Raw genomic sequence first — 26,749 nt, 5'->3', positions numbered from 1 at the left:
CATCTTGTGGGCCACAGTTTATACACTTGTCCCTACACTTCCACTAAGCGTCCGTTCTCTTTCCAGGATTGCAGTATTTTTTCCAGGACCCACTGGTTTTTATATCCGTCCTCGAACATTGGGGCACGATCCACGGACTCTCCCCTTGTCAGCTTAACAAAGTCTCCATAGGCCGTATGATCATAGATAGCAGGGACAGCCCAATTCTCGTATTCGGCATCCGGGTGCTCCAGATCTCGCAGCACAATGCGGACATTTTCCCGGTTGTTGAGACTGGCGTGCAGCGCACCAAGTTCGCCATAGATATCAACTTCGATATCGTGCCGTTTGCCAATGGCATTTTTGTGGGTGATGAACGTGCCGACGGTATTATCGCCGACGATGCCATGGAAAGCAGCGAAGTCTTCCACATCCACCTTTACAGGCAGACCTGTGACCGGATCAGGCCGCTCGGGTGTAATCGTATGTAGCAGCGCCGCGACGCTTTTAAATTCACCCACCAGAAAACGGGCCAGGTCAATAATATGCGAGGCTGTATCGCCCACGACCCCTGAGCCTGCCTTCGCTAAATTATGGCGCCATGTATACGGATGTTGACGATAGGGTGAGAATGCATCCATCAGATACCGAAATTGAATGTTATAAATGTTGCCCAGCTTATGCTCATCCAGCAATTGCTTGGCATATTGGAAAGCAGCGCCGTAACGATGCTTGTAATGAACCAGAAAAGGCACCGGGTTCGCTGTATACAGCCTTTTCAACTGATCCGCTTCTTCCCAAGAGAGTGTCAACGGTTTTTCCGCCAGTACGGCTTTGTGCTCTTCCAGTGCAATACGAATAATGTCAAAATGCACATCGTTGGGTGTCAGCGACAGAATCGCATCCACCTCCGGGTCACGGATTAAGGCTTCATAATGAGGATATTGCTTGGAAGCAGAAAGTTGCAATTGCTTGCCCAGCAATTGAAGGCGATTGGGGTTCACATCACTAACGGCCACAATAGAAACCCCCGAGATGGTTTGCAGTGATCTAATGTGATATTCAGCGATAAGGCCAAGGCCGATGACACCCATACGAATTAGTTTGGTTGGGGAGATGGAGGTACTCATGTTATCAGAATTCCCTTCTCTTCAATTTGGCTTTATGCCTGCAGCAAATTCCTTTCTGCTATGCAGTATCACCCGTAGCTTTGCAGAATAGTCCCCACAGAAGCGACAGATATCCTGAAAACAAAAAAATCTGCAATTCCGCTGTCCGGTTTTGCAGATCCTTTTATACACCTTCTCTATACCGATTCTCTGTACCAGCTACATCAAAAATGTACCTACCACAAAAGATACCCCGACGATGACCGAGCGCAGCAGTTGCGCCAGAGCCACATTGCCTTTGGCAATTTCCTCGCATACTTTGGTGCGCGGGGTCACCAGATCAAAAATAATATACACCAGGCACAGCACCACAATGCCCACAGCCGACCAAATCAGCATATCGAGCCATGAATGACTGCTGTACGACACCATCCCCACAATAATACACAGACCCAGCAGTTTTGCGCCCATATAGATGCCTGCCGCCTCATTGCCGCGTGCAATTTCTTGATTATCGTTATAACGTGTCAGCAAGCTGAACACAAAATACCCTACGATTAAGATGGCAAACAGGATAAGCAGGCCGATGCCTACATTGCCCAATGCGTTGCCTAAGCTGATATGTGAGTCCAATCTTCTTCCTCCTTATAGATACTTAACCATATGGATACTTAACATTATGGATATTTAACCATAGAGACACTTAAGCATATGCATACTTAACACTCTAAATAGCTATGTTCAAATACTTATTAATCACGTGAAAAGGCTAAAAACGCCCACATGACTCATGAGATGCAGTCGGAACGGCGGCTGCACAATAATAGGCCATATCGCCGGTGACTTTTTCCCCGATCCGTGGCAGGATGCCTGCAAACCTTCCGCCGATGACGAATACACCTGTCAACACGTAGCCATGATATAGCCCTTCTTCGGTCTGCACCTCTGCGCTCTGCATAGGCCATAGCCGCTGATAAATCTTGGGCTGGCCATTGTAATAAGCAGCAATATGTGCGGCCTCCTTCTGCTCAGGGGTTAGCAGAGCATCCACTTCATTAGGATCGTCTAGGTCGTTAGATGGGGCGGCCTTCGCCAGTTGTTCCGTTAGAACTGGAACTTCCAGCTTATTTTCAGTATCGGCATGCTCGATCAGGTGCGTCCCTTTGCCCTCCCGTCCCCATATGCCCTTGGCTACATAAGGCTCTCCGGTATGCATAAACACCGATGGTTCAAAATACGTGGGCAGCAGGTAGGTTCGTATGATCTCCAGCTCCCGGTCGTCGAACAAACGGAACCCGCAGAACTCCGGTGTCTGCTCATTGCGCTCATACAGCGACCATACCGTTGCGGTGAACCCTTTGCTCTGGGTAATGATATGCTGCGGTGGGTTGATCAATCCTATTTTTCCGTCCGCCACCATATCCATTAGCGCCTGACCCACCTCCAGCCCGGTATCCTCCTCGCGGTCATCAATCAGATATTCCAGCGGATACAGGCGATAGAGAATGTGAATCTGCTCTCCCCGATGGTACAATCCTTCGTCCGGTACAATCTCCAATTCTTCCAAAGGCGCATACACCACTTCAAACCCGGCTTGTTCACACAAACGCATGATGTATTTCGTGTTCGTCTGATCCTCGATATGCCAGTCATAGCAGGTGAAATAAACCTTCGTTCCTAGCCCCTTGCCGCTATAAAAATGAATTAAATCCGTCATCGCGGACTGAATCGCCTCGTTCATACCAGATGACGGTCCATATAGCGTAGCGGTATCGTTCTCGGATGCTTTCAATCCTCTCAACAACTCCAGCAGCTTCCCTTCGAGATAGGCCACCTCGGGAATTCCGGTGGGAGTATCGGTGTTGTTCTCAATACACTTGATACCTGCTTCACTCACAATCCAGTCCTGACGGGTAATACCGTCCGGCGCAGCCTCCATACGCGCAGCACGCAGCAGACCCGGATGAATACCCAGCCGTTCCACCAGATACTCATCCGGCATATAACGCTGGACGAATTGCTGAACCTTGCGATAAATACTATGTACCGCCTCAGATGCAGCCTGAAGCTCTGCCAGCTCTGTTTCCTGATAAATAGTTAACGCAGGCAGACAATAGGGTTTGCCATACATACGATAGTACGGAATCCTGTGACTAATTTCACCTTTAAAAAGCTCGTCATGCTCATAAGGCAGTTCCTGAATTGTACGCATATGCATCTTAGCCCCCGGAGAAAAAGCCGCTACGCGAGCCGCTGCTGCCAAAACCGTTGTGCGAGCTGGAGGAGTTGCTCTTGCGGTAAGAGCTGGATGAACTGGACGAGTTGCCGCTATAGGAGGATGCTCCATAATAATAAGTCGAGCCGCCATAGGAATAACCGCTGCTGCCGGAGTCCCGGCACGCCGTCTGTTCCGATACGGGAAGCTCGTCACAGTCATAATACTCGTCGTCACTGCAACCCGTCAGAGCGGCTGGCACAGCCAGCATCAGGGCAAAGGCCGCCATCCGTGTACGAGAGCCGGGCCTGGATTTCATTTGCTCCCAAGAGTGCTCCATCACAGATCGACCTCCTTCACAAACAGATGAACCTTTTTCAACTGCGGGTCCAGTACCGAATAAATAAACTCATACGTTTTGCCGCCCAGCACCGTATAATGGTCGAGCAAGCGTTGGGCCAGCTCCAAGGTAAATACCGAGCCTTCCCGTTGTTCCATCCTGCGAAACGCAGGTTCATGCCATTCCCAGTAAAACGCGCTGAACGTGGAAGTATAACCACCCTCTTCTGCCAGCACGAGGTCCGTGATCGAAGCGCCGTAAGGCTTCGCACGTTCTCCTGTAAACTCGGCCACATAGACGGAATGCTCCGTATGCTCCTCGCTTTCATTCGAGATATGCGCCCACAACCTGTCGTCGAACCGTGTGGCATCTACAAGCTTGCGCAGAAATAGCTCATCACCCGACACGGATTCCCGTATCAGGGAACGCAGTTCCTTTTGTTTGTCTTCCGACCATTCGCGATACGTTAATGAATAATAAATGATGATTCCCTTCCCTTCCTGTACGCTTCTGTGATGAGGCTGCTTGCGTTGCGAATCAAAGCGCTGCTGTCGTCGTTCACTATACGAAATTCTACCGCCAAAAGGTTCATTTTGGAAGAAAAAACGCCAAAAAGCCGCAATCCCCAGGATTACGGCTTTGTTCTCGGCTGCTACAGCTTGATATTCTTCTCGTCAAAATATTCCTCCAGCGTCATTCCCTGCTTCGCTACATCCTCCGCGATGTCAGTTCCCACATAACGAATATGCCAAGGCTCGTATACATAGCCGGTCACATCTTCCTTGTCCTTCATATAACGAATAATAAATCCGTATTCCGGCGCATGCTGCTCCAGCCACTCGCCTTCCTTGGAGGCTCCGAAGGATTGCTCCAGCACATTGCCTACGCTTGGACTGGACACATCAATCGCCAATCCTGTCTGGTGCTCGCTTGTACCCGGTACCGCACTGACTTTAGAGGCATATTCCTGCCCCTTTGTCTTCACATTGTTGTTGAAAATGGAAACCTGACGCTTATATGAACGGTACCCCGATACAGCACGCAGCTCAATACCGTCCTTCTTCGCACCATCGAACAGCCTCTCCAGCGCCTCTGCCGCTTCCTTGCGCATATGCCGCTTCTCATGCGGACCTTCGAAGGAAAAAGGTACCTTCGGCTCCACCAGATCGTCCGGGGCATAGCCTACAGGCAAGCTACGCTTTTTGTTCACCACGACTGTATCAGACGTTGCGTTGGTGACAATGGCAGTACCCCCATCTTCCTTCACCGTGGCTTGCAGCGCACTCTCGCTTCGCAGCGCCATCACGGGATCTGCCTGTCCGCTTTCAGTACCCACCGAGGCTTGTCCAGTACTCGTTTCAGTGCTACTATTACCCGCATTCGACGGGGTGGCAGGCTGCACGCTCTCCTGTGTCGTCGGGGATGATTTCAGCGGTTGGCTTTCCTGTCCACCCGAACCTCCCTGCTGGCACGCTGCCAACAGCAGCCCCGGCAGGATCAGTCCCGGGATAAGCGCTTTGGTCCAGCGCTGAGGGGTCCGTTTCTGTTGCATATGTTGTTTCATGCGGGTATCTCCTCCAATATTACATTTGATGCAAGGCTTACTATAGTTTTCCGTTCCCCTATTGTAACTGAATTTTCGACACTCTTCGAAGCCGTTATCCAGTTCGATGAAGCTGAATAGGCCCGAAAAAGAAAGAATAGACCCGAATTGTTAGGGAGTATGACGTTTTTGCGGAATTGTGGCCCGGGCGCGTTCAGCTACACGCTCACGTATGAGCTTCAGTGCCTCTTCCGCACGGGGCAGTCCCGGCAGCAATGCCGTAATGTCAGCTTCATTCATAGGAGCAAGCTTCTGCGGCAGGCGAATCTCAATGGCATGAAAGCCCGCGCCGGGACGGTGTAATGCGCCTTCGACGGCAGATTCAGCAATCCATTCGCTGATCGCCGCCGATCCGCTGCGTGCGCCCTCTGACCGCGAGGTTGGCTCATGCACGAGAGATGCCCCCTGCACGTGGGACAGCTCACCTGCCCAAGCACTGAATACGAATTCCAGCAGCGCTTCGCGCGTCATTCCGATCAGCTCCAGACCAAGCAGCGGCTCGCTTTCCAGCCCCGCTTGGAGAGCCTTCTTCACTTCGTTAGCTGCACCAACGCCGTCCTCCAGATTGGATGTAGCTGCATCGGCTGCTACCTGAATGACCTCATCCAGCGAGAGGCAGGCTTCCCCCTGTATAAAACGGTATATGTCCCAAGGCTCCGCCTTTAGCTGCTCCAGCCATGCCATCCGCTGTTCCGGGTCCAGTACAGGCACAGTGCCAGTCCAGCGGGCAGCCTGAGCAATCTCCGAACCGTTTTCCGTCCCGTACTCCTCTATTTTCGCCTCCCATTGACCGTCAGTTACTCGCAGCTTCACTCGCGGCCTTGTCATCGTCTTCATCCTTTCTGTGCTTACTCAATCCATATATCATTTTGCAGCGCGATCAGACCGCGCAATTCATCGTCAGACATTTCCGTCAGCCAATGCTCACCGGAGCCGACAACCTGCTCGGAAAGCGCCTTTTTGCTCTCGATCAGCTCGTCGATCCGTTCCTCCAGCGTACCTTGGCAAATCAGCTTATGCACCTGCACGTTCCGGCTTTGACCAATGCGGAATACCCGATCCGTCGCCTGATTTTCTACCGCAGGATTCCACCAGCGGTCATAGTGAATAACATGACTGGCACGCGTCAGGTTCAGGCCAACGCCGCCCGCCCGCAGGGAAAGCACGAATATATTCGGCCCTTCCCCCTGCTGGAAGTTATGAACGATTTCGTCCCGTCTGGTTTTCGTCAGCCCCCCGTGCAGGAAATACGGTTCTTCCCCGAAAATACGGGCCAGCCGTGCTACCAACAGCTCTCCCATAGACACATATTGGGTGAAAATCAGAGCGGATTCTCCATTCTCCCGGATGGTTTCCACCAGTTCCAGCAGCCGTTCCATTTTGCCTGAATTTTCGGTTTTTCCAGTGTCAGCCCGGCCCGGAATGATCAGACCCGGATGGTCACAAATTTGCTTCAGCTTGGTCAGCGAAGACAGAACAAGCCCCTTGCGGGCGATGCCGATCTGTCCGTCCAATGTCCCCATCAGTTGATCCACCACGCCGCGATACAATCCCGCCTGCTCTGGTGTCAGCACACAATACGATTTCAATTCCAGCTTCTCCGGTAAATCCTTCCGTATATCCGGATCGCTTTTGAGTCGACGCAGCATGAACGGCGAGACGAGACGATACAGCTCACGCAGCGCGCCCCCTCTTTCCTCTCCCGCCATACTGTAGCGCTGACGGAACGAAGATGAGGTGCCGAGGTAACCCGGATTCAGAAATTGAAAAATGGACCACAGCTCACTCAGCCGATTCTCCACCGGGGTGCCCGTCATGGCGATCCGATGCGGTGCTGATAGCTTCATCACGCTCTGAGCCTGCTTTGTCCGTGCATTTTTAATATATTGCGCCTCATCCAACACGATAGAGGACCAATAGACCGCAGATAAATCGCTGCCGTCCCGGCCCGCCAAATGGTAGGTAGTGAGGACGATATCATATTCGCGGACGCTTTCTTGAAATGCCTCCCCGTGAAGTCGCTGGTTGCCGTGATGAATATAGAGTGACAAATCCGGCGAAAAACGCTTCAGCTCCCGCTGCCAGTTACCCAGCAGCGAGGTCGGACAGACGATCAGCGCCGGACGCTGATCCGTGGCGCCGATGCCACCATCGAGCAGGCAGGTAATAACCTGAATCGTTTTACCAAGCCCCATGTCGTCCGCAAGGCAGACACCGAAGCCCAGCCCGCGCATGGCAGCCAGCCATTGGAAGCCGCGCTCCTGATAAGGACGCAATTCGCCATGCAGCGTCTTCGGTACAGGGCGCGGCTCCACAGAACGAAGCATACCGCCCTCAACCAGAGAGGCCAGCAACCCGGCGGATTCCGCGCCGAAGATGGACAGGCCCTTCCATGAGGCCTCGCCTGCACCTTCATTTTCCGCGGCCAGATGCATCCATTCGGACAAGGTCATTTCGCCGTCTTCACCGCGCTTGATAAAACGCAGCACCTGACGAATTTCCTTCGGATCGACCTCGATCCATTCGCCTCCCAGACGTACATACGGCAAATTGGCCGCAACGATGCTTTCCAATTCCTCCATCGTCAAGGTCGTATCGCCCAGCACAGCCTCAGCATCAAAGGAAATCATGCGGTTAATACCGACCGTCGATGTGTCGGTATTCACGCCTTCCGGCGGTGTGCCGCGCTCCGCCGAACGCATTTTGAGCCGCAAGCCTGCGCGGCGGCGGCCCTCTCGGCTCCAGCGTGAAGGCATTTGCACGGTGGTGCCGTTCTTTTGCAAAGCGGGTACGGCTTCCGTCAGGAAGCGGAAGAACAGCTCAGGCTCCAGCGTGAGGCCCTCGGGATAAGGGCGGCTCAACGCTTCTTGCAGTATCGGTGCCGCTTCGGCAGCCTGTCCAAGCCGCAGCAGCAGTTGTGCCTGCACTTGGCGATACACGATGTTGCCGCGCACCAGATCTCGCTCGGGATGCGCCCACAGCGCCAAAGCAGGCAGTCGCAACCCCGGCTCAGCATCGCTTTCCACCCAAAAGGTAATGCGCCATTCCTTCACATTCTCTTCCAGTGAAGGCTCCAGACGAAGGCACAGACGAACCTGCCCTTCGATCGGCTCCTGATCCTCCCGTTCCGTGACTGGCATCGCGCTTCCTTCAAGAGAGGCCGCCTGAAGGACCAGTTCCTCCATCTCGGCAGGCGTTCCCTGTATCGCAACCGGGCGGGAACCTGTCAGCAGGCTGTTCCACCACAACTCTGCCAGCGGCGATCCCCCGCGTCGATACTCTGCCCGATATCTGCTCAGCTCACGGTCGGAGGCTGCCAGCACTGCGGTCGTTTCCGCATGGATGACCGCACACAGGAAGGAATAGAGCACGATTCCCGCTGCATCCTCCCGTGTTTCCGGCTCCTTGCCCGCGAAGACGGCGGGAGCCGCCATACAGACGGCTGGCATCACCGAAGCCAGCTCATAAAAGCGGCGAACGTCCTCCTCCTGACGCAGTCGGGGAATCCACACCCCAACCGCCGCCTCCGGGCCGCGACGGCGCGATCCCGATGGACGCGCCTCTGTAAGCGATGGCGCAATTTCACCGCGCTGCATCAGTTCCAGCGCAAAATAAGCGGCCTTTTGCCAATATTGCATTTCCTCTCCCAGCGTAATGCCCGACGCGGAACAGCCCTTCTCGTCCATACGGGTCAGCAGGGCCATTGTCTCGCGCGGTTCCAGTGCCAAGCCCTCCAGCGTGCGGCCCAGCATGGAGCGTCTTTTGCCTCCTCTGCCTGCGACTTCCACGCGAGCGGTGTTCGGTGTCCGTACCTCGGCAAGACGCAACGCAGCCTGCCGAAACGGCCGAAGGTCTCCCTTCAGCGTCAGCCTGCGGATTACACTGCTCCACGCATCAATACGTGGTTCCGACGTCTCACCAGAAAAGCAAAAAAACACATCTCCGAGCCATATTCCATAAAGCGGTTGATTCATATCTGTCTCCCGTCCAGCCTTTTGAATTATTACTCTTCATCATATACGAAAATGGGCTCTTTTCAAAACTTTATCGCAAAAATAAATGGAAAGTCATAAGTTAATAACCTTAAATATTCATGTGGTTAACTCAAAAAAAAGACTCGATCTATAGGATCAAGTCCTTTTTTCTTCATCATCAGCTTCCGCATCCTTCAGATAAGGATTCAGGCTGTCTTGCAGCAGTTGCCTGACTCGCATACGCAGCTCTTCCGGATATATAACCTCAGCCTCCGGCCCATACTTTAACAGGAGTCTCGATACATAATTCAATTCCTCGGGCGGAATATATCCCTGCCATTCCTGGTGGGAGAGATTCTGGAAGAGCGGATCTGATTCCACCAGCCGGGCACCAAACGCGGTAAATCTTATTTTGGACGGAATTCCCTGACGGGAATCATCCGAAGCCAACCATTCCCGGAGTGTGGGAAGGCTGGATAAGGTTTGTTCCAGCATGGTCATGGCGATTACCCGATCTGAACGGTACAGGATAATCTGGTCTTTGCTATGCGCTGGCATGTACCAATATCCGTGATCAAAATATAGCCCAACCGGATATACTTTAGTCCACTTTTCCCCGGAAGCGGAGCGGTAAAGCATCTTCACCTGGCGCTTATTCAACGCAGCCTCCAAAATGAGCGAGGTGTAGGGCGACTCTGCGTGAGTAGGCATCATGCGGAAAGTGATATAATCCTTCAATTGATCAATGCTGTCCCGCACATCCTGTGGAAGCCCGGCATAATATTGCTCGGATACATGCCCACGAACCGATCCGAAAGGAATATCCGGAATGTCTTCCAGCAGTTGCAGCATGAGAAAAAGACCCATGGCCTCGTCGCGGGCAAGATGAAGGGGAGGAAGAAGTCGATTGGGAAGCGCCCGGTACCCGCCATGAGGACCAGTTTCGGTATACAGGGGTAACCCGGTCTGCTGCAAATAGTCGAGATCTCTTTGTATCGTCCTGACGGAGACGTCAAAACGCTCGGCAAGCTCACGTGCCGTATATTTTTTTCGGGAATCCAGTATCCTCATAAGAGCAATTCTGCGTTCGTTCATCAGGCACTCCTTTAATTGAAAATTCAATCGGATACGCAATTTAACTACGACATCATATGTCATAAATACATTGTAACATAGAGATAGAAAGGAGTGATGAGCTATGAAGGATACAAAATCTCGCAGCAAAATCGTGCTGTATATTGCCATGAGTCTCGACGGGTATATAGCGCTGCCAGATGGCTCTGTGGACTGGCTTTATGATGTCAAAGGGGACGGCGGGGACAATGGATATGCCGACTTTTACGACACCGTAGGCACGGTGCTGATGGGCAGGTTAACGTATGAGGAGGTATTGAAGCTTTCAGATGATTTGCTTTATGCTGGCAAGCCGTGTTATGTACTTACCCGGTCATTAGCGAAGCATCAGCAAGCACCGCATGTTACGTTTACAGACGAAGCTCTGTCTGAGCTTGTTCCGCGTCTGCAAGAACAATCGGAAGGTGGAGTATGGCTGGTGGGTGGAGGCCAGTTAGTTCAGGCCTTCATGCGGGAGGGACTGCTGGAGGAGGCTATCATTGCAGTCATTCCCAAAGTACTCGGACAAGGAATACCTCTATTTCCGGAAGGAACGTTGCCAAGTACGTTTGAACTCAAAGAGATAGAACGCCGCGGGGATATCGTTTTGCTTCATTATCATCTATAAGCTGAACTTGAAAGCGACCGCTTCGCTTGTACAGCACCATTCCGCCTACTTCGTTTTTATGTACATTTTTCGAGTTTGGCTTATATATTTCTGTTTACAGAAAAGCCTTCGGATTTCAGGATTATGCAATCTCCCTGAAATCCGAAGGCTGTATCGCGTAGGCTATTTAACTATTTGGTCTTCAAATTATCCCACGTGCTCTGGAAATCCTCCAACAGTTTCCCGGCATCCGATTTACCCGCCACATAGGCTTGCATCTGACTGCCGAATTCCTGCTGCGCTCCTTCAGGATAGCGGCTAAAGAACCAGCCCAGCAGCTTGTTTTCCTGACTGTATTTCACCACTTCGGCACCCAATTGGCCCATATCAGCCTCTGACCCCTTGATGCTCTTGAACGCCGGAATGAATTTGAATTCCTTGGTGATATACTTTTTACCCTGTTCGGATGTCACCATCCAGTTTAAAAACTCCTTCGCCTCGGGTTTGACAGATGAATTTTTGTTAACCACCCAGTTGTTGGCGACTCCTACAAACAGCTTATCTCCGGCTGCTGCGTCTTCACCAATCGGCATAGGCAGAATACCCAGATTCAGCTTTGGATTAATCCCGTCAATTTGTACTTGGGTCCAATTCCCTTGCTGCATCATGGCGGCCTTGCCCGTAGCAAAATTTGTTACCTGCGTATTGTAATCGGTCGTCAGCGGTTTGGAATTGCCGTACTTGAGCGTCAGATCGAACAACTTAATCCACTCAGCGAATACAGCGTTGCCCGGGATTTTCGCTGTTCCATCATTCAGTCCCTTCACGAAAGCTGACGGGTCCGGCTGATTGGCAAATGCCACGTTCAGCAAATGATTGCCCAGCACCCAAAACTCCTGATATCCATTAGAAAAAGGTGTAATTCCTGCGGCTTGGAGCTTTTGGGCAGCTCCTTCCAGCTCAGACAGTGTTTTGGGTGTCTCGGTAATGCCCGCTTTCTTGAATAAATCCTTGTTATAAATAAAGCCGTAGCCCTCCAGATTCATCGGCTGACCGTACAGCTTGCCGTCCTTGGTCATCGGCTCCTTGGCGACATCGACCACGTCACCGACCCAAGGCTGGTCAGACAGGTCCTCCAAATATTCCAGCCACGTATCCAGCTCGCGGTAGCCTCCTACGTTAAAGATATCCGGCTGCTCCCCGGAGGCAAACTTCGCCTTCAAGGCCGCCCCGTAGTCGCTACCTCCGCCCACGGTCTGAATATCAAGCTTGATTCCCGGATGGGAAGCTTCATATTCGGCCTTCATGCGATTGAGTGCCTCTGCAATTTCCACCTTGAACTGAAAAATGTGAATCGTCTTTTCCTTAGCTTCCTCTTTTCCTGCATTTTGTTCACCACCGCTACTGTTACAACCTGCCAGAACAAGGGCAAACGCAGCGAGAAGCAGAATCAGGGCTTGGGCTCTCTTTTTAAAAGTATGCGTTCTCATTTTCATGTTCCCTTCTATATTAAATTTCAAATAAGATGAACTCGAAAAATCCATATGGAAACGGAGCAACGGAATGGTGCTGAACAAGCGATAGCGCTCGCCTTTGTTTATAGACTCCCACCTTTATTCGTTTATTCAGGGGAATCTGGAGGCAACAGCGATGGTAAGCACCATCCATTTGCGGAGTGGCACACCGTGTGCATTTTCAGTTCATCCCGCACTCAGCCCTTGACTGAGCCAGCCATAATACCTTGAATAATATACTTTTGCATGGCCAGAAAGAATACGATCACTGGCAAGATCCCCAGTACCAGTGCAGGCAATGCCAAATCCCATTGCTTGGTGTACTGCCCGAAAAAGGCATAGGTCGCGATTGGAATCGTCCGTAGCTCCGCCTTTTGCAGCACAAGAGAAGGCAGCAGATAGTCATTCCAGATCCAGAGCGTATTCAAAATAATAACCGTTACCATCATCGGCAGCATCAACGGATATACAATGCGGAAAAACACACCGTAAGGCGTACAGCCGTCTACCGTAGCCGCCTCCTCCACCTCAACCGGTACGCCTTTGACGAACCCGTGAAAGAGAAAGATGGACATCGGCGCCCCGAATCCCAAATAACAGATGACCAGACCACCGATGCTGTTCATCAAATCCAGCGTACTTACGACCTTAACCAAAGGAATCATCACGGATTGAAAAGGAATGACCATTGCAGCCACAAACAGGGTGAACAGCACCCGGTTATAACGCGTCGGATGCCGGACCATCCGGTAAGCAGCCATCGAGCTGATCAGCGCGAGCGACAGATTACTGATCACCGTAACCACAAGTGAATTCCATAAGGCCTCGGGAAAACGTGTAATGCTCCATGCTCTGGCATAGTTACTCCATACAAACGTTTGCGGCCAGGCCGCCGAATCGGTGAGTAGATCACCAAAGCTTTTGACCGAATTGACGAATAAAAAATAAAACGGAACGAGGAATATCAAAGCGACGAGAATCATGACCAGCTCGGTCACCCATGTTCCGGCACGGTAACGCTTGCTCGTTTCCATTTACGCCTCCACCTCCCGGCTTTTCGTCAAACGCACCTGAAGGCTCGTAACAAGCGCAACAATGATAAAGAATATGAGTGCTTTGGCCGTTCCCAGCCCATAACGATTGTTCACAAAGGCTTCATTGTAAATATTAAGTGCGACCGACTCCGTGGAACCGAAGGGCCCCCCTTTGGTCAGTGACAAATTGAGATCGAACATTTTAAACGACCACGAGATCGCCAGGAAAAGACATACCGTAACGGCAGGCATGATCAATGGCAGTATAATCGACCTTAATATTTGCATCCGGCTCGCCCCGTCAATTTCGGCTGCTTCCAGCATATCCCGAGGTACATTGGTCAGGGAAGAGATATAAATGACCATCAAATATCCGGCGGTTTGCCAGATAAACACGATCACAATACCCCAGAAAGCCGTGATTTCATCTCCCAGCCAGGGCAGATTGAAGAAAGACAAGTCCGTACTCTCTCCAATCGCTGCAAATCCTTTGACGAAAATAAACTGCCAGATAAATCCCAGCAACAGCCCTCCAATCACATTGGGCATGAAAAAAATAGTCCTCAGCATATTTTTGGTTTTCAGCGGCTTGGTTAAAAAATACGCCAGCAGAAAACCAATCATATTCGCAGCCACTACTCCAATCACCGTAAAACGGACCGTAAACCAGAACGCTGTCCTAAATTTGTCATCATCCAGTAAAATGTGACTGAAATTATCCAATCCGACCCACTTCGCCTGATTAGCAACTCCATTCCACTCTGTAAAAGAATAGTACATTCCTAGCATGAAAGGGATTACAATAATGATAACGAAAAATAACGTCGACGGCCCTACGAAGATCCATTGCTGGAGCCATTGCGACGATTTGGCGCGGTTCAAGCCGATCCCCCCTTTGTTGTCTGTTGGTGTCTGGAACGCTCCTTACGGCTTCCTCAAGCAGCATGGGCGCTTTGACCATTCGATTGTGGTTCACATGTTCATTATGTCGAATAAGCGCTCTGGAGAACACGCAAGATCGTGAACCATTCAGGGGGAAAATATTGACCTTCGGCCTGCCTTGAATTGTGAAAGGAGCTATTCGCATGAAATTCCACAGCATTCGTTCTCGCCTGATCTGGTTTCTCTTAATTGCGGTTACTCTGCCACTGCTGCTGTCGATGACCATGACCTTCATTCTTACCAAGCAATCCTTGCGAGAGCAGGCCACACAAGAAAATGAACGGCTTATTTTTCAGGGAATTACGAATCTGGATAACTATTTACAGGGATTAAACCGCGCGTCCATTGGAGTCTATAATGATCCTCATTTCTTGCGCAACCTGGCTAAAATTCCGAATGATTACCGGGCCGTTGCCGAAATTTACACCACGCTGCAAACGATGATGAATGCTTCGTCAGGCATCGATCAGGTGTATTTGCACTCTTTTGAGGCTGGGCAATCTACGCTGATTACCAGCACGGTCCCTCTTCGGGAATTCCGACTGGCACCCTTTCCCGGTTCCATTCATTACGGCTCTTCCGGATTGTTCATCCAGCCTTCACATACGAAGCATTTGTATGGCTTTTCGGCGGTTTCCTATGCGGAGCACAACACACAGCGACAGGTGTTCACACTCCATCGGGCGATTCGGAACATTCCCTCTTCAGAGACGCTCGGGGTGCTTGCTATGGATGTTCGTCTGGACCCGCTGCGCAGCATTTGCCGTCAATTGTACAATGCAGATACAGAGGAGCTGTTTTTGATCGACCGGAACGGAACGATCATATATAGTGGACAGGAAGCGTCGATTGGAACGCGCTGGAAGGAATCCGGCCTGCTTAATCGAATTTCTAAAGAAGGCAAGCACGGAGTCATTGAAGATGATACGGCATTGCAGGTGTACGGCAAGCTGGATGCCAACCTGTCAGGCTGGACGCTCGTTAAGAAAATCCCTAATCAAACGCTTTATTTACGGGCCACCCGCCTGACCCAGATCAATGCAGTCATTACAGGCGCAGCGTTGCTGCTCGTCATTGTTGCCACCTTGTGGATTTCCATCAAAATCACGGAGCCCATCAAGCGACTGACCCGCTACATAAACCAGATTCAGTCCGGTCAACTGGATGTAGACATCCGGGCCATGAGCAATGATGAGATCGGCGTGCTGTCACGCCGCTTCAGACAGATGATGGATACCATCAACAATCTCATTTTACGGGAATACAAGCTGGAGCTGGCGAACAAGACGCATCAATTGAAAGCGCTTCAAGCACAGATTAATCCTCATTTTTTATACAATACGCTACCATCTATCGGAACGCTCGCTCTACAGCATGAGGTGCCGCGAATCTATTCCCTGCTCTCTTCCCTTGCCAAAATGCTGCGCTATAACATGCGGGATCATACGGTCGTTACACTTAAGGAAGAGGCCGAGCATGTAAAGCAATATCTTGATTTGCAAAAAGAACGCTTTGGCGAGCAATTAGAGGTCACTTACCAGTGGGATGATGGGGTCCTGGATGATCAGGTGCCCAAAATGATTCTCCAGCCACTAGTGGAAAATTACTTTAAACACGGTGCTGATCCGCGGCTGGGACATGGTGAAATTCGAATTTCGGGTTGCCGGATTCAGGAAGGAATCGTGAAGATTACAGTAGAAAATAATGGAGTATCGATTCCGCAGGCTGAGTTGGAGCAGCTCCAGCATATGCTGAAACGTCCGCTGAAAGCCTATGAGGAACCGAACACCGGCGAGTCGGATTCTATCGGACTTCGTAATGTGCTGCTGCGAATCCAGCTTCATTCCGAAGACGGCTCTAATACCCTGTATGTAGACAATATTCTGCCTCATGGCGTGCGTTATACACTCGTAATTCGTACCGAAGCTCATACCGAAATTCATATTAAGGGAGAGTGACCTGTCATGAAAGTCCTGATTGTGGATGATGAAAAGCATGTGCGCCATGCCATTCGGATGCTTGTACATTGGGAAGCTTGCGGCGTGACTGAGGTCATTGAAGCCGAGTCGGGCGATCAGGCGATTGAGGTCATCACCGCCCTTTCGCCACCTGTTGTACTCACTGATATGCGGATGCCCGGCAAGGACGGGGTGGCCCTGATGGAGTGGATTCAGGTGAATTCCCCCGCGACCCGAGTCGTGGTGGTCAGCGGCTATGACGATTTTGAGCTGGTCCGGCAGGTCATTCGTCGGGGTGGCATGGACTATATTCTCAAACCTGTGGACCCGGTGGAGATTAACGAGGCTTTAACCAAAGCCACTCAAGCCTGGCAGACAGCGGAGCAAGACCGGAACAGGCGCACGATGCAGGCTATTGAGGTGAACCGGATGAGGCCGCACTATGCCGACAAGCTCCTGACCGAGCTGGTATCCGGTACGGCGAATACCCATCTTTCCATCACGCCTTTACGTGAGGAACTGCATCTTCCTGCGGCTATTCATATGTGCAATGCAGCGGTGATGAGCACCACTCAACTGGATGCCGATATGCTGGACAAATACAAGACGCGGCACCCGCTTCTGGGCTTTTCCCTGATTAACATCTGCAACGAGTTTCTCGGGAATTCCCAAACCGGGATTGCGTTCCGCCATCTGGAGCGTATGGATGAAATTATTCTACTGTATTGGGGCGAACCGTCCCGCTGGCCGCAGCTCTTGCAGGATATCCACAGAGGGATAAGAACGGCGTTGCGGTGCTATATGCACATCGGAATCGGCTCGTTCGGTGCCTTTCCCGTGGCGGCCGCCACAGCCTACCAGGAAGCACGGCAAGCATTGTGGAAACGAGATGTGCTGCAAGCAACAGACTGGCTGCACAACAGCTCTCTAGCACGACAAGCGGTGCGTCTTCCCCAGCTTCCCGAGATGGAGGAGGAGCTTCGGCTTAGTGCGCTCAGCTGCAACGCCAGTCGTATAGCTGCGGCGGCTGGCCGCTGGATATCAGCCGTAGCCGACCTGCCTTCGGTTACGGCTGAGCAACTGGTCGGCTGGAATCAGGAGCTAGACTGGATGCTGGCCCGCTGGCTGAACGACAGACCCGACGATGCCGCAGGGGAGGAACTGGCAGACGAGCACGGCTCCATCCCTGCCCTGCCGATCGACAACCGGGGCTTGCTATCCCTGAGTCTATGGCAGAAACAGGTCGAAAACCGACTGCTGGCAGCCGGTCAGGCCCTTACACCAAGCCATAGCCCAAGCAATCCTGTTATCCGTGATATTGCCCGCTATCTGGATGCTCACTACGACGAGGACATTTCCCTACAGGATATGGCGAGCCGTTTTTACCTCAGTCGGGAATATATTTCTCGTAAATTCAAGCAGGAATACGGCGTTAATCTGTCCGAGTATCTATGTCGGATCAGGATGGACAAAGCGAAGCTGCTGCTGTTAAATGACAAGCTCCGCCTTCATCATATTGCCGGTATGGTCGGTTATCAAGATGAAAAATATTTTGGCAAGGTATTCAAAAAACTGGAGGGTGTCACGCCTGGCGAGTTCAGAAAACGCCATTCTGTAGATCCTCAGCCGTTAACGCATACAGCACATGATCTTCCCAGACACCATTAATCTTCAAATAGTTTAGAGCCAGTCCTTCCCGACGAAATCCAGCCTTCTCCATTACTCGATTGGATGGCGTATTTCTTGGCATAACCCCGGCCTGTATACGGTGCAATCCCAACTCATGTATGGCGTAACGTACAATATCCTGTACTGCTGAGGTGGCGTAGCCCTGTCCGTGATATGCAGGATCTACGAAGTATCCCAGATTCGCATTTTGAAAAGGGCCTCTAGCCACGCCTGATAGCTCCATTCTACCGATCAGCTTATCCTTTTCCGGCAAAAAAAGTCCAAACGTATATCCCTGCCCGGCTTGAGCAGCCTCAAGGCCAATGGAGATCAGGCGGGCCTGTTCCTCCAGCGTAAAGTAAATTTCAGGCCGTTCCGGCTCAAATGGCTTAAAAAAATCAAAATTTTCGCGTCTAATCTCCAATAATCGTTCTGCATCACTTACTTGTAAAAGTCGAATTTGTAGCCCCGGATGGGTGGAAGCGATCAAATTTGCGCCATTGGACTGATTTAGCATTGTCAGTTTCCTTCTTTCTCTATTTGTCGTATGCATGAATCTACGGAACAGTAAAATACCCTGGGTGTATGGAAGCAACCCAGGGTATCCTCATCTATTTCATCCGAGATTTAATCCGTAACAGTCAACCAGCCAGGCATCGTCGTCAGCGCACCCCACAGATAGTCCGGAATGACCAGCTCCTGTTGGGCTTGCTTGGACAATGTCGTGCGGATGGTATCTTCTGTTCCGTTATGCACCTTCTGAACCCATTGCGGCTCCATCAGAAGCGGACGTCCCAGTGAAACCAGCGGTACACCTGTCTCCAGCGCCGCAAGTGCATTGTCCGGTGTATTCAGCGACCCGACTCCCATAATCGGCACGCGGTTTCCAACCTTCTCATGGATGATAACGGTACGTGAACGTTCGTCGCTACGGTCACGGAACGAACCACCGAAGAAATGGTTAACGGAAATGTGCAGGTAATCCAGCCCTTCATCCGCCAGGCGGTCTACGAGCACCAGCGTATCGTCCAATGTAATGCCTGGCGTATGTCCTTCCTCGGGAGACAAGCGATATCCGAAAATGAACGGCTGCTTCGCATGCGCGGCAATCACTTTCTTCACTTCATGAACAACCGCCAGCGGGAAGGTCATACGTTTTTCAAGGCTGCCTCCCCACTCATCGGTACGAAGGTTGGAATGTGGGGAGAAGAACTGCTGCACCAGATAACCGTTCGCTCCGTGAAGCTCCACACCGTCATAGCCCGCTTCAATTGCGCGGCGAGTCGCTTCGCCATAGGCACGGATGACACGGTGAATATCATCGGTGGTCATTTCACGTGGCACAGGTGCGCCTTCTTTTTCCTCAGCCACCGCGCTTGCACTGATCGGCTGTCCGTCCGGTATTTGATCCGGTGGGCACAAACGACCGCCATGATAAATTTGTAGAATTGCTTTTGCACCCTCCTGATGAATCGTGTCAGCTAGACGACGCAGGCTCGGAATCATTTCATCCTTGTCTGCGCCAAACTCATTTACAAAGCCTTTACCATCTGGAGTCACATACACGCAAGCAGTAATGACAGCACCTACACCGCCGGAACGTTCACGGTAGTAAGCCAACTCCTGGTCACTGACCTCACCATTTTCATGAGACGCAAAGTTGGTCATAGGTGCCATCGTGATACGGTTTTTCAATGTAACGCCAGATGGCAGGGTAAAAGTATCAAATAACGGTTTATATTTCGGGTTCATTCGGTACTCTCTCCTTTAATTTAAGTCAGATCAGACGAATATGGGCTGTTACCATGATGTCAAATACGAATTCAGAGTAACTTTACTCTTATGAGGCATGTGTAATATTGCTTACTTTAATACAGTGGTTATAACAACCACAGTATAATGATCCGCTTCCATAAAGTCAAATCTAACCTTTTGACCTTCCTTAAACTGTCCGAAAAATCTGAACCTTGCCACTTGTCATAGCCACCGACAGTAATTCAATTGTTCCCGGCTGTGCTGTCCTTTTCTTCCCGACGGGAAAACCAGGTCGCAAGCAGCGAGCCGGAAATGTTGTGCCACACGCTGAAAATTGCACTCGGAACAGCAGCAACCGGATTAAAATGGGCCGCTGCCAGCGCAGCGCCCAGCCCGGAATTTTGCATCCCTGTTTCCAGTGTAACGGCTTTGCGTTTGGACAGATTCATGCCGAACAGCTTGGCAAACCAATACCCGAGCAGGAACCCGATGCCGTTATGCAAAATCACCGCAGCAAAAATAATCGGGCCGGTTTCCAAAATCTTGCCTCTGCTGCCCGCGACCACAATCGCCACGATCAGCACAATAGCCAGCGTCGATACGAGCGGCAGTGCCTTGACACTTGCTTCGGCCTGTTTGCGAAACAGCGATTTGACGATAACCCCCAGCACAATCGGTACAATAACCACGACGAGAATATCCATAATCAGCGAATTTGCATCAATATTCATCCATCGCCCAGCAAGCAGGCTGAACATGGCCGGGGTTGCCAGTGGCGCAATCAGCGTCGACACTGAAGCAATGGATACTCCCAGCGCCACGTCTCCTTTTGATAAAAGGGTCATTACGTTGGACGCGGTGCCGCTTGGGCAACAGCCTACCAAAATAACGCCAACAGCAATATCTGGCTGCAACTGCAACACCAACGCCAATGCAAACGCCAAAAACGGCATGATCAGATAATGTCCGACTACACCAATAGCCACATCAACCGGACGCCGGAATATTTCACGAAAATCAGCCGAAGACAGCGTCAGCCCCATACCGAACATCACGATGCCAAGGAATAGCTGTATGTATCCTTTCAGCCCTGTAAACGCCGCAGGAAAGAATAATCCCAGACACGCAAATAAAATAACCCAGATCGAAAAGGTTCCTCCTACGAACTTCCCTACTTTCTCCAATCCTTTCATTCTACTTATCTCCTTACTTCTATATAAGCTGAATTTGAGCAAACTCATATGGGAAACGGAGTAGGCGGAATGATGCTGTGCAAGCGATAGCGGTCGCCTTTGCCCCCGGGATTTCTACCATGGTGCGTTCATTCAGGGAAATCTGGGAGCGACAGCGATGGGAAGCATCATCCGCCTGCGTAGTGGCACTCCATGTGAATTCTCAATTCAGTTTATATAGTGCTTAAAATTTTTTTCATTGGATTACATATGACTGCATATACATACATCTTTTAATCAAATACTTGTAGCATGGAACTTTTCCCGACAAGGACATTTTGGCAGCAAAGTGGGTATATTCTATAGTAGAAGATTGTGACCAGTCGGTCATTCCACGGTTCATCATTCATTTTAGGAGGAGATGCCTCTATGTCACGAAGCCATTCATTGAAATGGTGGAATATCATTGCATTTATCGCTGTCATCGTCATTAACATTCTGGCTTCCACACTTCCCATCGGCGGAAGAAGCACCGCTGCCGTATCCAATATGTACCCTACCCTGCTGACACCTGCGGGTTATGCCTTTTCCATCTGGTCGGTTATTTACTTGCTGCTTGCCTGCTTTGTTGTGTATCAGGCTACATCGGCAGGACAAACCAAGACGAGCGTTCAGTCTATCGGGGCTTTCTTTATTTTAAGCTGTATCTTCAACATGATCTGGATTTTTTTGTGGCAGTATGTATATGTAGAACTGTGTGTGATCGTCATTATACTGTACTTACTCTCTCTGTCTGTCGTATATGTACGCACTCGTACGCCGCAACCAACCCTCGGAGAAATGTGGTTCGTCAAGCTGCCGTTCAGTCTGAACCTTGGCTGGGTATCCGTCGCTACCATCATCAACATCACGGTGGCACTGGAAAAGAACGAGTGGAGCGGCTGGGGACTCAGCGATACTACATGGGCGCTCATCATCCTGTTCATGGGCACCGTGCTTGCTATCATGGTCAGCTTCCCATATCGTGACAGCATTTATCCACTTGTGTTCGTGTGGGCTTACGTCGCCATCGCCATCGAGCATCCGAACAATGAGAACGTGCGGTTGGCTGCATTCATTCTGGCCGCAATCATCCTGGTGTACTCGCTTTGGCTGTTCTTTGCCCGTAACCGGGACCGAGACTAAAGGAATCACATCACGTATACCACACGCATAAAAGAACTTCCATTTCCACATCAAGTGTGGATTTTGGAAGTTCTTTTGTATGCCTTCAGCCTATTCGCCTTTCAAGGCGATCACTTCAATCTCCACCAGTGCATCCTTCGGCAGACGAGCTACCTCCACCGCACTACGAGCCGGATACGGCTGTTCGAAGAAAGAGCTGTATACTTCATTTACGCTGACAAAGTCGTTCATATCTTTCAGGAATACGGTCGCTTTCACGACTTGGTTCAGGCTGCTCCCAGCCGCTTCCAGAATAGCTTGTACGTTGCTCAAGGACAGACGAGCCTGCTCCTGTACATCTTTACCGAACTCACCTGTTGCCGGATTCAGTCCAAGCTGTCCTGAGGTGTAAATAAAACCGCCCGCCTCTACAGCTTGGCTATAGGGTCCGATAGCGCCGGGCGCTTTTTCAGTGGCAATTGTTTTTTTCATATAGGTTGAATTCTCCTTCCTGATACTGGTTCTCCGTATTATAGCACGGGAAGTCCAAAGCCACTATTCCGTATGAATTGGGGTGGTTTTACACATTTTTATCGGCACCCGTTTCTGTGCCGGGTTCATCCTCACCGGGTGTCAGCTCAGCTCCGATGACCCGAATGATATCGTTCGGATAAATATGTACGCCACTCGCATGCGCGAGAGCGATTCGTACCATAGCCCGTGCGATCACCGAGGCCGGGATGGCGCGGTAGGAAGCCAGTTTGCCTGTCATCACGCCATCCAGTGCCTTCATCACCACAGCGGCGGCGGCTTCGCCAAAACGACGTTCGGGCCTTGTGCCTAAAATCAGCGACGGACGGAACAAATGCAACGCAGGCAAGCCAATATCGGCAAGCGCCTCCTCAGCCTCACCCTTCGTACGGTTGTAAAACACGCGCGAATCCGGGTCCGCTCCCATTGAGGAGATGGCGAGCATCTGCACCGCACCGGCCTCTTTGCCCAACCGGGCGGTCAGAACCGGATAGTCCAGATCCACCTGACGAAACTGCTCCTTGGAGCCAGCCTTTTTCATCGTCGTCCCGAGGCAGCAAAAAACATCATCAACCCCCTCGAAGGCGAATGCCGCTTCCTGCGGCTGCTCCCAGTCGATAAGTGCCTGCTCCAGCTTGGGATGCTTGATTTTCAGCGGACGTCTGCCCACAACCATGACGCGGCTGTATTCCTTTTGCACCAGCAGCTCCCGTACAACATAACCCCCGACAAGCCCCGTTGCACCCACAACGACCGCTTTACGTTCCACGATAAACCTCCTTTATGCCTGTAACCTGCCTGCCCCTGCCCTGTGGTATCAGGCTAATTTAAACGGCTGTTCGCCCGCCTCCTTGATTTCAGACGGACACATGGGCAGGTACAGGGAAAATATGCTTCCCTTGTCCTCCTCACTCTCCAAACGGATAAAACCGCCCAACAAGCGAGATAAATCGCGGCTAATCGACAGTCCCAGCCCAGTTCCTCCATATTTGCGGTTAATCGAACCGTTTGCCTGCTGGAATGCCTCAAAAATAACATGCTGCTGAAGCTTGGAAATACCGATGCCCGTATCTTTTACCGCAAATACAACCCAATCTCCCTCCTGCCCCTTCCGTTCCAGATGCTGAGTGCTGATTTCCAGCAATACACGTCCTTCATGAGTGAACTTAAAAGCATTAGACAACAGATTGCGCAAAATTTGCTGCACACGTTTGGGATCGGATCGAATTTCATCCGGTATATCGCCATGCTCCCTCAAGCTGAATTCAAGCTTCTTGTCCTTGGCAGTGACTTCAAAATGCATCATCATCAACTGCGCAATCTCGCGCACGCTGACCGGCTCACTGACGATTTCCATCCGTCCAGCCTCAACTTTAGACAAGTCCAGAATATCATTGATCAACTGGAGCAAATCATGCCCCGAGGCATAGATCAGCTCGCTGTACTGGTAAAGCTCGTCCTCATCCAGTTCTTTTCCCTGCTCGTTGATGATCTGCGCCAGATTAATAATGCTATTAAGTGGTGTACGCAGTTCATGCGACATCGTTGCCATAAAATCGGATTTATATTGGGAAGCCACCATTAACTGCTTGGCCCGTTCTTCCAAAATGATTTTCGTCTTCTGTAACTCATCACGCTGCTCTGATAATAGCTGATTCGCCTGTATAATCTGATAATTACGCATCTGCTCCATCTGAAAATCACGTAAAATCAGCGCAAATAAAAAGCTGAGTACAATGCCGATAGGCAAAGTGAGAGGAACAACTTCCGCCACATAATAGTGCCATGGAATGACGCCCAGAAAGGCAATATTCAACGTATTTACGATATTAACCGCTAAAATAGTCACCGATGCCTTAATAATCAGACGGCAGGTGGAACGGCGCATCCAGTAGTTCAATCCGGCGCACAGCACGCCCAGAATGCTCATATTCAGAAAGCCGGCCCACGCTGCCATATTCACACCGAAGGTAAATCTCGTAAGCCCGATCGCTACCCCGATAATTATAAGCGTATAGGAGCGGGGATACACCAACGCCGCGATAATTAACGGCACAAAGCGCAGATCAAAAATAACCGTCTCGCTAAAGTTAAAACCGAAGCAAGAGCTAACCCATCCACCAAATACCACCAGTAGTACCGAACTGATATATTGAAATCGCGAAGAGGTACGGCTTAACCCATATTTATAAATCACATTCGCCACATAGGCAACAGCAATCAGCATCCCCAGATTCATTAGAAACATCATTGAAAATTGCATGGACTCACACTCCCATAGCGCGAAAAATTGGATGCCAGGCCTATGCAGACCGCTTTTGTCGTTCTCGTATATCATAACATGAAGCTTCAGCTTTCGACATGTCATAACATGCGTAAATCCCTATATAAAAAAAACGAACCGCAACGGCTCGCCCTGATGGATATACAAGTATAAGGTCAACTCATGATGCCTTTGTTCCGGCGCCATTCATCGACAAATAATTCGGCAAAGTAAGGGTCCCACTGGGTTCCTTTTCCCTCTTCCAATATCATAACCGCTTTTTCCCTCGGCATACCCTTCCGGTATGGGCGATCAGACGTCATCGCATCATACGCATCCGCTACGGCAATGATCCTTCCAAACAGCGGGATATCTTCCCCGCAGAGCTGGTCTGGATATCCTTTGCCATCATAACGCTCATGGTGCGAACGCACACCGGGCAAAAAAGGAGCCATGGCATAGGCTGGCTCCACTTGTCGGAGAATGCTTTCTCCCATAACCGGGTGCATTTTAATCTGGTCAAATTCCTCGTCCGTCAGCTTACCATCCTTGAGCAGCACGGCATCGGCCACACCGATTTTACCGATATCATGCAGTAATGCTGTTTTGCGCAAAAGATCGAGCTCCGTCTCGTTCAAGCCGCCCCTTCGCCCAATAATCACCGAATATTCAGCCACACGCAAAGAATGCCCTGCGGTATAGGTATCTCTCGCATCCAGCGCTGCCGCCAAGGTGGCAAAATAGCTCTCCAATAGCTGACAGTTTTTGTCTTCCCGTTCCTTCAATCCCTCAACCATGATGTTAAAGCCTTCAACCAGCTTCGCAAACTCGTCAGAGTACAAATCTCTAGCCTTATCGTTCAGACGGCCTTCCTTCACTTCGTTCATTTTTTCCAGCAAATGGTGAATTGGCTGCTCAATCTCACGGGTTAACAGCCATCCGCCCAGATAAGCGAAGGCCACACCAAATAGTAAAATCGTGCCCGCCCATACCCAATAGGAGCTGGAAGGCGCCTCATCCAGACGTTCCAGCCGAATCTGCGTAGCCAGGCAAAATAAAAACAGTGGAAAAGCACCAATCAACGTTGCACTCAGCTGAAATTTGTGCCGAAGCGATAGTAGCACCCGCCCCCGAAGCGATATGTTAATTCCATATCTCTGATAAGTCCGGTCTCTAATTTCTACCAGCAACGGACGGATCGCCCTCATCGTCAAGAAAAATTCAATCATCGCATGCATCGAAGCAACCAGACAAGCCCCTATACAGGCAATCCCCACATAATAGAAGGGCAAGGTGAGCTGTCCAGTATGAATCATCCATATGGCCATACCAGCTGCCGGGATGGAAAAACCGAGCAAATGCGGTCCCATAATACGTAACACAGACAGATTAGGCAGACGGTGAATCCGTATATACATCGCTTCTACATCCTCGAACGTCGTCCACTTATCCAAAAAAAAATGACGAACCGGTCCCAGGTGCATCCGAAATACCAGCGTTTCACAAGCAATCATAATGATACTGGAAAAAGCAATGATCTTTATAAGACCTAAAAATTCATAAGGGGCTACATTTAACGTGGAAAATACAAAAATCGCGCCTACCAACAGAACAGCGATCAACGAACCTATAATATAGTTCAGGATAACATACTGAATAAAGCGCTTATAGATCGGCAAAATGCTACCCCTCTTTTCATCCGCACACTCACAAAACATCTTGTTTATTCAATATCGGAGTCCAGTCGGCAAAAGTTAACCTTCTTGCTTGAGCAATTTGCTATAAAAAACAGGATAGATATTTAAGAA

23 protein-coding genes are annotated in these 26,749 nt (G+C 50.6%); 4 read left to right on the top strand and 19 right to left on the bottom strand.

The genetic code is table 11. The features are described 5' to 3' along the window. Positions 1-32: 32 nt before the first annotated feature. The 9 genes from HPL003_RS10265 to HPL003_RS10225 form a co-directional block, all read right to left on the bottom strand. Positions 33-1,109, bottom strand: coding sequence for a Gfo/Idh/MocA family protein (locus HPL003_RS10265; RefSeq protein ID WP_014279562.1), 1,077 nt, complete (start codon positions 1,107-1,109; stop codon positions 33-35). 198 nt (positions 1,110-1,307) lie between these two features. Continuing rightward, on the bottom strand, positions 1,308-1,721 hold the full coding sequence (locus HPL003_RS10260; RefSeq protein WP_014279561.1) for a DUF350 domain-containing protein: 414 nt from the start codon (positions 1,719-1,721) through the stop codon (positions 1,308-1,310). Positions 1,722-1,857: 136 nt separating this feature from the next. Then, complete coding sequence (locus tag HPL003_RS10255) at positions 1,858-3,306, bottom strand: glutathionylspermidine synthase family protein (protein ID WP_043922360.1); 1,449 nt, start codon at positions 3,304-3,306, stop codon at positions 1,858-1,860. A 1-nt stretch (position 3,307) separates the two neighbouring features. Then, positions 3,308-3,643, bottom strand: a complete 336-nt coding sequence (locus HPL003_RS10250; RefSeq protein WP_014279559.1) for a hypothetical protein — start codon at positions 3,641-3,643, stop codon at positions 3,308-3,310. Further along, positions 3,643-4,050 carry a hypothetical protein gene (locus HPL003_RS10245; protein WP_014279558.1) on the bottom strand — a complete coding sequence of 136 codons (408 nt, stop codon included), beginning with the start codon at positions 4,048-4,050 and terminating at the stop codon, positions 3,643-3,645. The genes HPL003_RS10250 and HPL003_RS10245 overlap by 1 nt, the downstream gene beginning before the upstream one ends. A gap of 245 nt (positions 4,051-4,295) precedes the next feature. Next, complete coding sequence (locus HPL003_RS10240) at positions 4,296-5,207, bottom strand: M15 family metallopeptidase (protein WP_014279557.1); 912 nt, start codon at positions 5,205-5,207, stop codon at positions 4,296-4,298. A 150-nt stretch (positions 5,208-5,357) separates the two neighbouring features. Further along, positions 5,358-6,074, bottom strand: a complete 717-nt coding sequence (locus tag HPL003_RS10235; protein ID WP_014279556.1) for a hypothetical protein — start codon at positions 6,072-6,074, stop codon at positions 5,358-5,360. Positions 6,075-6,094: 20 nt separating this feature from the next. After that, entirely contained in the window at positions 6,095-9,220 is a 3,126-nt protein-coding gene (locus tag HPL003_RS10230; RefSeq protein WP_014279555.1) for a DEAD/DEAH box helicase, read from the bottom strand. A 156-nt stretch (positions 9,221-9,376) separates the two neighbouring features. Then, positions 9,377-10,315, bottom strand: coding sequence for a helix-turn-helix transcriptional regulator (locus HPL003_RS10225; RefSeq protein ID WP_014279554.1), 939 nt, complete (start codon positions 10,313-10,315; stop codon positions 9,377-9,379). 103 nt (positions 10,316-10,418) lie between these two features. Between HPL003_RS10225 and HPL003_RS10220 the strand changes: the two genes are divergently transcribed. Beyond that, positions 10,419-10,961, top strand: a complete 543-nt coding sequence (locus tag HPL003_RS10220) for a dihydrofolate reductase family protein (protein ID WP_014279553.1) — start codon at positions 10,419-10,421, stop codon at positions 10,959-10,961. Positions 10,962-11,131: 170 nt separating this feature from the next. Here the strand turns inward: HPL003_RS10220 and HPL003_RS10215 are convergent, their stop codons facing one another. The 3 genes from HPL003_RS10215 to HPL003_RS10205 all read right to left on the bottom strand — a co-directional run bounded on the left by HPL003_RS10215 (position 11,132) and on the right by HPL003_RS10205 (position 14,370). Continuing rightward, complete coding sequence (locus tag HPL003_RS10215; protein WP_043922359.1) at positions 11,132-12,430, bottom strand: ABC transporter substrate-binding protein; 1,299 nt, start codon at positions 12,428-12,430, stop codon at positions 11,132-11,134. A 221-nt stretch (positions 12,431-12,651) separates the two neighbouring features. Beyond that, positions 12,652-13,488, bottom strand: a complete 837-nt coding sequence (locus HPL003_RS10210) for a carbohydrate ABC transporter permease (RefSeq protein ID WP_014279551.1) — start codon at positions 13,486-13,488, stop codon at positions 12,652-12,654. Next, positions 13,489-14,370 (bottom strand): carbohydrate ABC transporter permease, encoded by an 882-nt coding sequence (locus HPL003_RS10205; protein ID WP_014279550.1) that lies wholly within the window; start codon positions 14,368-14,370, stop codon positions 13,489-13,491. It lies immediately after the preceding gene. A 203-nt stretch (positions 14,371-14,573) separates the two neighbouring features. Here HPL003_RS10205 and HPL003_RS10200 point away from each other — a divergent pair, with 203 nt between their 5' ends. Together HPL003_RS10200 and HPL003_RS10195 are read left to right on the top strand one after the other, a co-directional pair. Next, the gene (locus tag HPL003_RS10200) at positions 14,574-16,388 is read left to right on the top strand and encodes a cache domain-containing sensor histidine kinase (protein WP_014279549.1); all 1,815 of its coding nucleotides are present in this window, start codon (positions 14,574-14,576) and stop codon (positions 16,386-16,388) included. Between the two features lie 6 nt (positions 16,389-16,394). After that, positions 16,395-18,056 (top strand): response regulator, encoded by a 1,662-nt coding sequence (locus HPL003_RS10195; protein WP_014279548.1) that lies wholly within the window; start codon positions 16,395-16,397, stop codon positions 18,054-18,056. Here HPL003_RS10195 and HPL003_RS10190 read toward each other — a convergent pair. The 3 genes from HPL003_RS10190 to HPL003_RS10180 form a co-directional block, all read right to left on the bottom strand. Next, positions 17,986-18,573 (bottom strand): GNAT family N-acetyltransferase, encoded by a 588-nt coding sequence (locus tag HPL003_RS10190; protein ID WP_014279547.1) that lies wholly within the window; start codon positions 18,571-18,573, stop codon positions 17,986-17,988. The genes HPL003_RS10195 and HPL003_RS10190 overlap by 71 nt on opposite strands. A 110-nt stretch (positions 18,574-18,683) precedes the next feature. After that, positions 18,684-19,808 carry an NADH-dependent flavin oxidoreductase gene (locus HPL003_RS10185; protein WP_014279546.1) on the bottom strand — a complete coding sequence of 375 codons (1,125 nt, stop codon included), beginning with the start codon at positions 19,806-19,808 and terminating at the stop codon, positions 18,684-18,686. Positions 19,809-20,053: 245 nt separating this feature from the next. Beyond that, positions 20,054-21,004 (bottom strand): bile acid:sodium symporter family protein, encoded by a 951-nt coding sequence (locus HPL003_RS10180; protein WP_014279545.1) that lies wholly within the window; start codon positions 21,002-21,004, stop codon positions 20,054-20,056. Between the two features lie 408 nt (positions 21,005-21,412). Here HPL003_RS10180 and HPL003_RS10175 point away from each other — a divergent pair, with 408 nt between their 5' ends. Next, positions 21,413-22,168 (top strand): tryptophan-rich sensory protein, encoded by a 756-nt coding sequence (locus tag HPL003_RS10175; protein ID WP_014279544.1) that lies wholly within the window; start codon positions 21,413-21,415, stop codon positions 22,166-22,168. A gap of 90 nt (positions 22,169-22,258) precedes the next feature. Here the strand turns inward: HPL003_RS10175 and HPL003_RS10170 are convergent, their stop codons facing one another. The 4 genes from HPL003_RS10170 to HPL003_RS10155 all read right to left on the bottom strand — a co-directional run bounded on the left by HPL003_RS10170 (position 22,259) and on the right by HPL003_RS10155 (position 26,620). Then, complete coding sequence (locus HPL003_RS10170; protein ID WP_014279543.1) at positions 22,259-22,639, bottom strand: RidA family protein; 381 nt, start codon at positions 22,637-22,639, stop codon at positions 22,259-22,261. Between the two features lie 88 nt (positions 22,640-22,727). Further along, a complete protein-coding gene (locus HPL003_RS10165) occupies positions 22,728-23,447 on the bottom strand; it encodes an NAD(P)H-binding protein (protein ID WP_014279542.1) in 720 nt (239 codons plus the stop codon). Positions 23,448-23,495: 48 nt separating this feature from the next. Beyond that, positions 23,496-24,941, bottom strand: a complete 1,446-nt coding sequence (locus HPL003_RS10160) for an ATP-binding protein (protein WP_014279541.1) — start codon at positions 24,939-24,941, stop codon at positions 23,496-23,498. Between the two features lie 176 nt (positions 24,942-25,117). After that, on the bottom strand, positions 25,118-26,620 hold the full coding sequence (locus tag HPL003_RS10155; protein WP_014279540.1) for an HD domain-containing phosphohydrolase: 1,503 nt from the start codon (positions 26,618-26,620) through the stop codon (positions 25,118-25,120). Positions 26,621-26,749: the final 129 nt, after the last annotated feature.

It is taken from the genome of Paenibacillus terrae HPL-003 (assembly GCF_000235585.1).
Taxonomy (GTDB): Bacteria; Bacillota; Bacilli; order Paenibacillales; family Paenibacillaceae; genus Paenibacillus; species Paenibacillus terrae_B.
Note: the sequence above shows the minus strand (reverse complement) of the source record. Positions and strands in the feature narration are given on the sequence as shown.